This window comes from Variovorax ginsengisoli (genome assembly GCF_030486595.1).
In the GTDB taxonomy this organism is placed as follows: domain Bacteria; phylum Pseudomonadota; class Gammaproteobacteria; order Burkholderiales; family Burkholderiaceae_C; genus Variovorax; species Variovorax ginsengisoli_B.
In genome coordinates this window covers 36832-47710 of record NZ_JAUJZH010000043.1, presented here as the reverse complement: position 1 = coordinate 47710, position 10879 = coordinate 36832, and the positions used below count along the sequence as shown (strand labels likewise).

The following is a 10879-nucleotide window of genomic DNA, read 5'->3' as shown; positions in this document are numbered from 1 at the left end:
ACGCTGTCCGCCCTTCGGGGTGCAGCGTTGTGGCTCGGCGCACCCACGGTGCGCAACCCACGGTAGTCCCGGAGACGGGCCGCCTCAACGGCTCAAGCCATTCTGTCTAGGAACGGCCGCCGTAGGCCGCCGTGATCTCGTCCGCCGCGGCGCGCACCACGGCGCCGAGTTCCGCGAAATCGGCGCTCTTGATGCGCTGGGTCGGTCCGACCAGCGAGATCGCGCCGAAGGGCCGGCCATGCTCGTCGCGAATGGCTGCGGCAATGCACCGCAGGCCCACCGCGTTCTGCTCGTCATCGATCGCATGGCCCGCGCGGCGCACCTCGCCGAGCGTCTCGTGCAGGCGCGATGCGCGGGCGATCGTGTTGTTGGTGAGCTTCGGCAGGCCATAGGTGCGCAGGTACTGCAGCACGTCTTCCTCCGCCATGGCGGCCAGGATCGACTGCCCCATGGCGGTGCCATGCAGCGGTGCACGAAAGCCGGGCTTGCCGATGGCGCGCATCGTTTCGCGGCTTTCCACCTGCGTCACGAAGACGATGTCGCCGAGATCGGCGATCCCGAGATTGATGCTCTCGCCCGTGGTGTCGCGCAGCCGCCGCATCACGGGCAACGCGAGGTGCGCAATCCGGCGCCGACGTCCGAACGCGGCGCCGACCGAGAAGCAGCGCACGCCCACATACCAGAGGTTGGTCTCGCGATCGAACTGCACGAACTGGCGTTGCTCCAGCGTCGTGAGCAGCCGGTGCGCCGTGGACGACGACAGCCCGCTGCGCGCCGCGATGTCGACCAGCCGGTAGCCTTCGTCGTCCTCGGCAAGCAGTTCGAGCAGCTGCATGGCGCGCGTGAGCGATTGCACCGTGCTGTCGCTGTCACGGTCGATGCGGGTAACTTTGGTGGTCTTGCCGGGCGTGCGCGTGGAACTGGCGGTCATGGCGTGCCTTATGCAAATTGCGCGCCATCGGCTTGGTCGTGCGGCACGCGTTGCGGTCGTCGATCGTCCTTGAAGAGCGAGATGTCGATTAGAGTGTTTACACCAATGTCAACATTTTCTTGGAGATGCTTCCGCATCCGCCCGGCCTGGCAGGGTCCGTATCGAAAACCTACACTCGAGAACGCGATCGGTGCCTCCCGATCTTGTCTTCTCAAGGAGAGCCTCCCATGAGCAGCGAAGCAGCAGAACGGCGCCGCCTCGACGACACGCATGCGGGTCTCGCGGCCTGGAAGAAGTGGGGGCCGTATCTCAGCGAGCGGCAATGGGGGACGGTTCGCGAGGACTACAGCGACAACGGCGATGCCTGGAACTACTTCACCCACGACCAGGCCCGATCGCGCGCCTACCGCTGGGGCGAAGACGGGCTGGCCGGCATCAGCGACGATCACCAGATCCTGTGTTTCGCGCTGGCGCTCTGGAACGGCCGCGACCCGATCCTGAAGGAACGCGCCTTCGGCCTGGCCAACAGCGAGGGCAACCACGGCGAAGACGTCAAGGAGTGCTACTTCTATCTCGACTCGACGCCGACCCACTCGTACATGAAGTACCTGTACAAGTACCCGCAGGCGGCCTACCCGTACAACGACCTCGTCGCCACCAACCGCGGCCGCGGCAGGGACCAGCCCGAATACGAACTGCTCGACACCGGCGTGTTCGACGACGACCGCTATTTCGACGTCTTCGTCGAATACGCCAAGGCGGCGCCCGACGACCTGCTGGTGCGGATCACGGCCTTCAATCGCGGCGCCGACGCGGCGCCCCTGCACCTGCTGCCGACGCTGTGGTTCCGCAACACCTGGTCGCAGCCGGGCGGCGGCTCGAAGCCGGTCATCGAGCGCGTGGCCGCCACCGGGGCTGCAGCCGTGCGGGCACGCCATACCGACCCGCTGTTCCTCGAATCGCTGGCCGACTACCACCTCTTCTGCGATGCCGACGTGCCGCTGCTCTTCACCGAGAACGAGACCAACAACGCGCGCCTGTTCGGCGGCACCAACGCCTCCTCGTTCGTCAAGGACGGCATCCACGCCTTCGTGGTGCAAGGCGATGCGGGCGCGGTGAATCCCGCAGGCCAGGGCACCAAGGTGGCGGCGCACCATCGGCTGCTCGTCGCCCCGGGGCAGTCGCAGGTCGTGCGGCTGCGGCTGACGACCCGCCAGCCCGGTGCGTCGCCGGCGCCGTTCGACGACTTCGACGCCGTCTTCGCCAGCCGGCTCGAGGAGGCCGACGCGTTCTACGCTTCGGTGACGCCGCCCGCGGTGCGCGACGACCCGGACCGTGCGCGCGTCCTGCGCCAGGCGCTGGCCGGCATGCTGTGGACCAAGCAGTACTTCTACTACGACCTCGATCTCTGGCTCGACGAACACGGCGCAGGCGGCCAGCTGCCGCCTTCGGAGCGGCGCCGGGTGCGCAACATCGAGTGGGGCCACATGTTCAACGACGACATCATCTCGATGCCCGACAAGTGGGAGTACCCGTGGTACGCGGCCTGGGACCTGGCCTTCCACATGATCCCGCTGGGCATGGTCGACCCGGATTTCGCGAAGCAGCAGCTCGACCTGATGCTGCGCAACGACTACCTGCATCCGAACGGCCAGCTGCCCGCCTACGAGTGGAACTTCGGCGACGTCAATCCCCCGGTGCACGCCTGGGCCACGATGCAGCTTTTCCTGATCGACAAGGAGCGCCGCGGCGACAACGGCGACATCGAGTTCCTCAAGTACGCGTTCTCCAAGCTGCTCATCAACTTCACGTGGTGGGTCAACCGCAAGGACCGCACCGGCGCCAACGTTTTCGAGGGCGGCTTCCTGGGGCTCGACAACATCGGCGTGTTCGACCGTTCCGCGCCGCTGCCCACGGGCGGCTACCTGGACCAGGCCGACGGCACGGCCTGGATGGTGTTCTTCAGCCAGCAGATGCTGCGGATCGCGGTCGAGCTGGCGGTGGCCGAGCCGCTGTACGAGGAATTCGTCGAGAAGTTCTTCAACCACACGATGTTCATCGCCGGGGCGATGGACCGGGTCGGCGAGCGCCAGGACGACATGTGGGACGAGGAGGACGGCTTCTTCTACGACGTGCTGCGCCTGCCGGACGGCAGCGCCACGCGCCTGAAGGTCCGCTCGATCGTCGGGCTGCTGCCGTTGGCCGCGGCGGCCGTGTTCGAGCAGGACACCATCGACAGGCTGCCGCGGTTTCGCGATCGTGCGCGCCAGTTCATGGCGCGGCACCCGGAACTCGTGGCCCATGCGCATCTGCCGAACGAGCCCGGCGTCGCCGAGCGACGCATGCTTGCGATCGTCGGCAAGGACAAGCTGCGCCGCATCCTCGCGCGCATGCTGGACGAGGACGAGTTCTTCGGGCCGCACGGCATCCGCGCGCTGTCGCGCGTCCACCTCGAACACCCCTACGTCTTCGAGCACGCCGGCCAGTCGTACCGGGTGGCCTATGTGCCGGGCGATTCCGATTCCGGCATGTTCGGCGGCAACTCCAACTGGCGCGGGCCGGTCTGGATGCCGATCAACTTCCTGCTCTACACCTCACTGCTGAGGCTGTACGCGTACTTCGGCGAAGATTTCAAGGTCGAATGCCCGACGGGATCGGGGCAGATGATGACCCTCCTCGAAGTGGCGAAAGAACTGGGCGAGCGCCTGTGCCGTCTTTTCCTGCGCGGCCAGGAAGGCCAACGGCCGGCGCACGGCCCGGCGCGAAAGTTCCGCGACGACCCCCATTGGCGCGACCTGGTGCTGTTCTACGAGTACTTCCACGGCGATTCAGGCGCGGGGATCGGCGCGAGCCACCAGACCGGCTGGACCGGCTGCATCGCGCGCATCATCCAGATCAACGCGCTGCTGACCAAGGAACTGCTGCTCATGCCGGGCGCCGAGGCGCAGGTCGCGCGGGCGCTGCACGGGGTCGCCAGCGTCGAGAGAACCGCGCGCTGACGGGCAGCTACGCGTGCGAATCCGGCCCGGGCTCGCCGGCCCGGGCGTCCGCGCTGTCGAGCCAGGCATTGATCAGCGTATAGGAAACCGCCAGCAGCACCGGACCGACGAAGATCCCGACCAGCCCGAAGCCGAGCAGGCCGCCGATCACGCCGGCGAAGATCAGCAACAGCGGCAGGTCGGCGCCGCGCTTGATGAGCCACGGGCGCAGGAAGTTGTCCATGGTGCCGACGATCACGGTCCACACCAGCAGGAAGACGCCCCAACCGGTCGAGCCGTTCCAGAAGACCCAGATCGTCGCCGGCGCCAGCACCAGCGTCGGCCCGAGCTGCACGATGCACAGCATGAACATCACGGCAGTGAGCAGGGCCGCGAAGGGCACGCCGGCGATCGCCAGGCCGATGCCGCCCACCACGGCCTGCACGATCGCCGTCACGCCAACGCCGAGCGCGACGCCCCGGATCGCCTTGCCGGCCAGCACCACGGCGTCCTCGCCGCGCGCGCCGCCCAGCCGGCGGCCGAAGCGCCGGACCTCGTTGGCCGCCGATTCGCCCTGGGCATACATCAGGCCTGCGATCACCACGGTCAGCAGGAACTGCAAGCTGAGCGCCCCCACCACCCCGGCCTGCGAGAACAGCCAGCCGGTGACGCGCGAGGCATAGGGCGTGACCTTGGCCTCGATGCCCGCCACGCCCGAGGCCACCAGCTCGTCCCAGGCCAGCACCACCCTGGGTCCGACGAAAGGCACGCTGCCGACCCAGTCGGGCAGCTGCGGCGGGCCCTTGCTGATCTGCAGCTTGAACCAGGCGATGACTTCGTCGGCGTTGGCCGCGATGGTGGAGATGGCCATCGTCAGCGGCAGCACGAACAGCAGCAGCAGGATCAGCACCATCACCAGCACCGCCAGGCTGCGCCGTCCCCACAGCCGGGCCTCGAACCACAGCAGCGCGGGCCAGCTCGCCACCACCACCATCACGGCCCAGATGGTGGCACCGAGGAAGGGCCGCAAAATCCAGAGGGAAGAGGCGATCAGCAGGACGATGGTCAACACGCTGAACGTGATCTTGGCAAGGTCCGGGCGCGTGTCTGTCATGGGGCGTCACCTCTGTACGGAAGGCGCCATCGTAGCCGAGCCCCGGCTCGGCGCTCGTTGCTCAGGGCGAGCGGTGCAGGCGCGGCGCCGACAAGGCGTCGACGCTTTGGCGGATGGTCTCGTCGACATCGCGCCAGCGCCCGGTCAGCCGGGCCAGGACCAGCGCCGCCTGGAGCGCCTGGATGTCCTTGACGCTCGGCGCGACCCTGATCTGCGCGATCGCCGCGTCGGTGTTGCCGCCCTTGAGGAGCGTCAGCACCTTGGCCGCCCAGTCGCTTGCTTTTGCCATGAGTTCCCCTGTGTCGGATCGGAGGGCGACTCTACACCGGCTTCAGCGCCGGCACGCGCGGCGCAGGTCAGTGGACGGCCAACAACCGCGCGAGGGAATTCGCCCACGACATCGTCAACCGACCCGAGCGCGGACAAGGCAATGCACCCGGCCTCCCTGACAATCCGCGCCATGACTGATTCACCGGACATGGACACCCGCCCCGTGCTGATCGCCGGCGGCGGCATCGGCGGCATCGCGCTCGCCCTCACGCTGCACCAGATCGGCGTGCCTTGCATCGTCTTCGAGGCCGTGCCCGAGCTGCAGCCGCTGGGCGTCGGCATCAACCTGCAGCCCAATGCCGTGCGCGAGCTGTACGACCTCGGCTTCGACGGCAACCTGCTCGACACCATCGGCATCCAGGCCCGCGAGTGGGCCCTGGTCGGCCGCAACGGCAATGACATCTATGCCGAGCCGCGCGGCCTGCTGGCGGGCTACCGCTGGCCGCAGTACTCGGTGCACCGCGGCCAGCTGCAGATGCTGCTGTACCGGGCGGCGCTCGAACGGCTCGGCGCCGATGCGATCCGCCTGGGCCACAAGGTCAGCGGATACCGCAACGACGCCGCCGGCGTCACCGCCTTCGTCGACACCCGCGATGGCCGCCGGCTCGAAGTCGAAGGCCGCCTGCTGGTGGCCGCCGACGGCCTGCACTCGGCGGTGCGGGCGCAGATGCATCCGGCGCAGCCGCCCATCCAGTGGGGCGGCGCGATCCTCTGGCGCGGCACCACGCAGGGCGTGCCGATCCGCAGCGGCGCGTCCTTCGTCGGCGTCGGCTCGCTGCGGCACCGGGTCGTGCTTTACCCGATCTCTCCGCCCGACCCGGCCACCGGGCTGGCCACCATCAACTGGATCGCCGAGATCACGGTCGACAACGCCAAGGGCTGGACCCAGGGCGACTGGAATCGCCGCGTTGCGGTCGATGATTTCATCCATCACTTCGAGGGCTGGAACTACGACTGGCTCGACGTGCCCGCCATGCTGCGCGGCGCCTCGGAGGTCTTCGAGTACCCCATGATCGACCGCGACCCGGTGCCCAGCTGGGTCGACGGCAGCGTGGCGCTGCTCGGCGATGCCGCCCACGTGATGTACCCGGTGGGCTCCAACGGCGCCAGCCAGGCGATCGTCGATGCGCGAGTGCTCGGTGCGGCGATGCTGGCCCACGGCATGACCCCCGCCGCGCTGCAGGCCTACGACGACAAACTCTGCGCCGACATCTCGGCCCTGGTGCTGCGCAACCGCGGCGCCGGTCCCTTCGGCATCCTGGGCCTGGTCGACGAGCGCTGCGGCGGGGTCTTCGACGACATCGACCAGGTCATTCCGGCGGCCGAGCGGGAGGCCTTCATGGCCCGCTACAAGGCCGCCGCCGGCTTTGCGATCGAGACCCTCAACGCGGCGCCGCCGACGATCGCCCCGGGCGCCCGGGTCCGCTGAGCCGCACGCCGAGCGCCGCCAGGGCGGAGACGGTCGCCAGCACGGTCACGCCCAGCCAGCCCCAGGTCGGCAGCACCAGCGCCGCCAGCGCCGAGCCGATCGCCATGCCGATGAACATGCCGGTGAACAGCACCGCGTTGAGCCGGCTGCGCGCAGCCGGATCGATGCCGTAGACGATGGTCTGGTGTGCGATCAGCGCGGCCTGCACGCCCAGGTCGAAGCCGACCGCGCTGGCGGCCAGCAGCCAGAGCCGCGCCGGTGCCGACAGCAGCGGCATCAGCGCCATGGCCGCGAACGACAGCACGACCAGGCCGGCGCCGAGGCGCGTCACCAGTTCGGGCCCGCGGCGGTCGGCCAGCCGGCCGGCGAGCGGCGCCGCCAGCGCGCCGGCGGCACCGGCCAGGCCGAAGGCGCCGGCCGCGGCGCTGCCGAGGTGGAAGGGCGCGCCATGCAGCATCACGGCCAGGGTCGACCAGAAGGCACTGAAGCCGATCGCCAGCAGGCCCTGTGCCAGGGTCGCGCGGCGCAGGGCGCCATGGAGGCGCCACAGCGCGGCCAGCGAGCCCAGCAGCGCGCCATAGGCCAGCTGGGTCGTCGGCCGGAAGCGCGGCAGCCCGCGCCAGGCGGCGACGCCGACCAGCGCGATGCTGGCGGCGGCCACCACGAACATCGCGCGCCAGCCGAAATGCTCGGCCACGAAGCCGCTCACCACCCGCGACAGCAGGATGCCCAGCAGCAGCCCGGTCATCACCATGCCGACCACCTTGCCGCGGTGCGATTCGGGGGCCAGCGTGGCCGCGGCCGGGACGATGTCCTGCGCCATCGAGGCCGACAGGCCGATCGCGAGGCTCGCGACCAGCAGCCAGCCGATGCCGGGCGCGGCGCCGGCCAGCAGCAGGGCCGCGCACAGCACGGCTGCCTTGGCGAGGATGATGCTGCGGCGATCGAAGCGGTCGCCGAGCGGCGCCAACAGGAGGATGCCCAGCGCATAGCCCAGCTGCGTCAAGGTCGGCATGAAGCCCACGGCGCGGGTCGAGGCGCCGATGTCGGCACCCAGCACGCCGAGCATCGGCTGGCTGTAGTAGATCGACGCCACCGCCAGCCCGGCGCCGGTGGCCAGCAGCAGCACCAGCGACGCGGGCAGCCGTTCGGCCGGGGCCGCCGGGCGGGGCGCTGCGTTCACATGCACAGTTTGAATGGAAGACATGGTGAAAACCCTTAATTTCTTGAATGCATCGAAGTTTGAAGGCACCGGGCCTGCTTTGGTAGCCTTGGCGAACGCACAATAGTTATACGATTCACGTATGCAAGCCTTCGCCGTGCCGCCCTCCCCGCTGCCAGCGCCCGCGGCCGCCTCGTCCGACCGCATCGAGCTGATGAAGACCTTCGTGCAGATCGTCGAGGCGGGCAGCCTGTCGGCCGCCGCGGCCCAGATGCGGACCACGCAGCCGACGGTCAGCCGCCGGCTGCAGGCGCTGGAGCGCCTGCTGGGCGTGCGCCTGCTGCGCCGCTCGACCCATGCCATGAAGCTGACCGAAGACGGCGAGCGCTGCGTCGAGCGCGCCCGGGAGCTGATCGAGAGCTGGCAGGCCTTCGAGTCGGACCTGCGCGGCGACGACGACGAGCCGGAGGGCATGCTGCGCGTGGTCGCACCGCACGCCTTCGGCCAGCAGCTGCTGGTCGGCCCGCTGGCCGACTACCTGCGCAAGCATCCCCGCGTCAGCGTCGAATGGCTGCTGCACGACCGGCGGCCGGACTTCATCGCCGAAGGCGTCGACTGCGCGATCCAGGTCGGTGAAGTGAGCGACCTGGGCGTCGTCGCCATCAAGCTCACCGAGGTGCCGCGCATCGTCGTGGCCGCACCCTCGGTGCTCCAAGGCGCGCCCGCACCCACCCATGCGCGCGAACTCGCGGCGCTGCCGTGGCTCGCGCTGCGCACCTTCTACCGCACCGAGATCCTGCTGTCGCATGTGGGAACCGGCGAGGCCTGCCGTGTCGCCATGCGCCCGCGCCTGAGCACCGACAGCCTCTACGCCTTGCGCAGCGCCGCCGCGATGGGCCTGGGCGTGTGCGTGGGGTCGACCTGGCTGCTGGCCGAGGATCTGGCCGAGGGCCGGCTGGTCCAGCTGGTGCCGCAATGGCAGGCGGCCACGCTGCCGGTGCACCTGGTGTACCCGCAGTCGCGGCTCCAGCCGCCGAAGCTCAAGCGCTTCATCGAGGCGATGCGTTTCCAGTGGAACCATGGCGCCGTGCCCGACAATCGGATCGCCGCCCGACCGGGAGAACCGTCGTGACGCCCGTTCCCAAACCCACCGACGCCGCAGCGCCGCTGCGCTGGCTTCCAGGCTGGCGCACGCTGCGGGCCTACGAGTTCGCCTGGCTGCGCCACGACCTCACGGCCGGCCTGGTGCTCACCACCATGCTGGTGCCGGTCGGCATCGCCTATGCCGAGGCCTCGGGCATCGGCGGCATCCACGGGCTCTACGCGACCATCGTCCCGCTGCTCGCCTACGCCCTGTTCGGACCCAGCCGGATCCTCGTGCTGGGCCCGGACTCGGCCCTCGCGGCCCTGATCCTCGCAGTCGTGGCGCCGCTTGCCGCGGGCGACCCGATGCGCGCGGTCGCGCTGGCCAGCGCGATGGCGGTCGTCTCCGGGGTGGTCTGCATCGGTGCCGGCTTCGCCAAGCTCGGCTTCGTCACCGAGCTGCTCTCGAAGCCGATCCGCTACGGCTACATGAACGGGATCGCGCTCACGGTGATCGTCAGCCAGCTGCCGAAGCTGTTCGGCTTCTCGGTCGAAGCCGAAGGACCGCATCGCCAGCTCTGGGCCTTTGCGCAGGGCCTGCTGTCCGGGCAGTGGAACGGCACCGCCCTGGCCATCGGCGCGGGCACGCTGGGGGGCATCCTGCTGCTGCAGCGCCTGCCGCGCTTTCCCTCCGTGCTGGTGGCGGTGGTGGCCGCCACGGCGGCGGCGGCGGTGTTCGACCTGGCGGCACGGGCCGGCATCTCGGTGCTCGGCGACCTGCCGCAGGGCCTGCCCAGGCCAGCGCTGCCGATCATCGGCATGGCCGACGTGGCACCGGTGCTGCTCGGCGGCCTCGCCGTGGCACTGGTGTCCTTCGCCGACACCAGCGTGCTCTCGCGCGTGTATGCGGCCCGGATGCACATGCCGCCGGCCCCGAACCAGGAAATGATCGGCCTCGGCATCGCCAACCTCGCGACCGGCTTCTTCCAGGGCATGCCGATCAGCAGCAGTGCGTCGCGAACGCCGGTGGCTGAGGCCGCCGGGGCGCGCACGCAGCTCACCGGCGTGGTCGGCGCCTTGGCCATCGCGGCGCTGCTCATGTGGGCCCCCAACCTGCTCCACCACCTGCCGAGCGCCGCGCTCGCCGCCGTGGTCATCGCGGCGGCCATTGGCCTCTTCGAGGTCACCGACCTGCGGCGCATCTACCGCATCCAGCAGTGGGAGTTCTGGCTGTCGATGGTCTGCTTCGCCGGTGTCGCGCTGTTCGGCGCGATTCCCGGCATCGGCATCGCGGTCGCCATCGCGGTGATCGAATTCCTCTGGGATGGCTGGCGTCCCCATTCGGCGGTGCTCGGGCGGGTCGACCGCCTCAAGGGCTATCACGACATCACCCGCTATCCGCAGGCGGCCCGCATCCCGGGCCTGGTGCTGTTCCGCTGGGACGCACCGCTGTTCTTCGCCAACGCCGAGCTGTTTCGGGACCAGGTCCTCGCCGCGGTGGCGAGTTCGCCAACACCGGTGCGCTGGGTCGTGGTCGCCGCCGAACCGGTCACGAGCGTCGACGTGACGGCCGCCGACATCGTGGCGGAACTCGACGACAGCCTGCTGGCCGAGAACATCGAACTCTGCTTCGCGGAAATGAAGGACCCGGTCAAGGACAAGCTCAAGCGCTTCGGCCTTTTGGCGCGCCTGGGGGCCGAGACTTTCTATCCGACGATCGGCGAGGCCGTGCGGACCTACCTGCGCAGCCATCCGGTGGCGTGGGAAGACTGGGAAGACGAGGCCGCCGCGCCGGAGCAGCAGCACGGCCCCAACTGAGCCCGCCATTTCGGCATACTCGCGGCGCGCCAAT

8 protein-coding genes are annotated in these 10879 nt (G+C 69.6%); 4 read left to right on the top strand and 4 right to left on the bottom strand.

The features are described from left to right. Nucleotides 1–106: 106 nt before the first annotated feature. Entirely contained in the window at nucleotides 107–931 is an 825-nt protein-coding gene (locus QZH52_RS35575) for an IclR family transcriptional regulator (RefSeq protein WP_301816021.1), read from the bottom strand. Between the two features lie 227 nt (nucleotides 932–1158). Between QZH52_RS35575 and QZH52_RS35570 the strand changes: the two genes are divergently transcribed. Next, nucleotides 1159–3930 carry an MGH1-like glycoside hydrolase domain-containing protein gene (locus QZH52_RS35570; protein ID WP_301816020.1) on the top strand — a complete coding sequence of 924 codons (2772 nt, stop codon included), beginning with the start codon at nucleotides 1159–1161 and terminating at the stop codon, nucleotides 3928–3930. A gap of 7 nt (nucleotides 3931–3937) precedes the next feature. On the opposite strand, the gene ydiK is transcribed toward QZH52_RS35570, so the two are convergent. Both ydiK and QZH52_RS35560 read right to left on the bottom strand, forming a co-directional pair. Further along, entirely contained in the window at nucleotides 3938–5023 is a 1086-nt protein-coding gene (ydiK, locus tag QZH52_RS35565) for an AI-2E family transporter YdiK (protein WP_301816019.1), read from the bottom strand. Between the two features lie 61 nt (nucleotides 5024–5084). Then, entirely contained in the window at nucleotides 5085–5312 is a 228-nt protein-coding gene (locus QZH52_RS35560) for a hypothetical protein (protein WP_301816018.1), read from the bottom strand. Nucleotides 5313–5483: 171 nt separating this feature from the next. Between QZH52_RS35560 and QZH52_RS35555 the strand changes: the two genes are divergently transcribed. Then, nucleotides 5484–6782, top strand: a complete 1299-nt coding sequence (locus QZH52_RS35555; RefSeq protein ID WP_301816017.1) for a flavin-dependent oxidoreductase — start codon at nucleotides 5484–5486, stop codon at nucleotides 6780–6782. On the opposite strand, the gene QZH52_RS35550 is transcribed toward QZH52_RS35555, so the two are convergent. Further along, complete coding sequence (locus QZH52_RS35550) at nucleotides 6736–7989, bottom strand: MFS transporter (RefSeq protein WP_301816016.1); 1254 nt, start codon at nucleotides 7987–7989, stop codon at nucleotides 6736–6738. The genes QZH52_RS35555 and QZH52_RS35550 overlap by 47 nt on opposite strands. Before the next feature lie 97 nt (nucleotides 7990–8086). On the opposite strand from QZH52_RS35550, the gene QZH52_RS35545 reads away from it, so the two are divergent. Then, nucleotides 8087–9076: a LysR family transcriptional regulator gene (locus QZH52_RS35545; RefSeq protein ID WP_301816015.1), complete on the top strand. Its 990-nt coding sequence runs from the start codon at nucleotides 8087–8089 to the stop codon at nucleotides 9074–9076. Further along, nucleotides 9073–10845, top strand: coding sequence for a SulP family inorganic anion transporter (locus QZH52_RS35540; protein ID WP_301816014.1), 1773 nt, complete (start codon nucleotides 9073–9075; stop codon nucleotides 10843–10845). The genes QZH52_RS35545 and QZH52_RS35540 overlap by 4 nt, the downstream gene beginning before the upstream one ends. Nucleotides 10846–10879: the final 34 nt, after the last annotated feature.

What these genes read in the sequence shown, in the direction of transcription:
- ydiK (WP_301816019.1), bottom strand. Translation starts at nt 5,023, where the DNA reads ATGACAGACACGCGCCCGGACCTTGCCAAGATCACGTTCAGCGTGTTG.
- QZH52_RS35550 (WP_301816016.1), bottom strand. Translation starts at nt 7,989, where the DNA reads ATGTCTTCCATTCAAACTGTGCATGTGAACGCAGCGCCCCGCCCGGCG.
- QZH52_RS35560 (WP_301816018.1), bottom strand. Translation starts at nt 5,312, where the DNA reads ATGGCAAAAGCAAGCGACTGGGCGGCCAAGGTGCTGACGCTCCTCAAG.
- QZH52_RS35555 (WP_301816017.1), top strand. Translation starts at nt 5,484, where the DNA reads ATGACTGATTCACCGGACATGGACACCCGCCCCGTGCTGATCGCCGGC.
- QZH52_RS35545 (WP_301816015.1), top strand. Translation starts at nt 8,087, where the DNA reads ATGCAAGCCTTCGCCGTGCCGCCCTCCCCGCTGCCAGCGCCCGCGGCC.
- QZH52_RS35575 (WP_301816021.1), bottom strand. Translation starts at nt 931, where the DNA reads ATGACCGCCAGTTCCACGCGCACGCCCGGCAAGACCACCAAAGTTACC.
- QZH52_RS35570 (WP_301816020.1), top strand. Translation starts at nt 1,159, where the DNA reads ATGAGCAGCGAAGCAGCAGAACGGCGCCGCCTCGACGACACGCATGCG.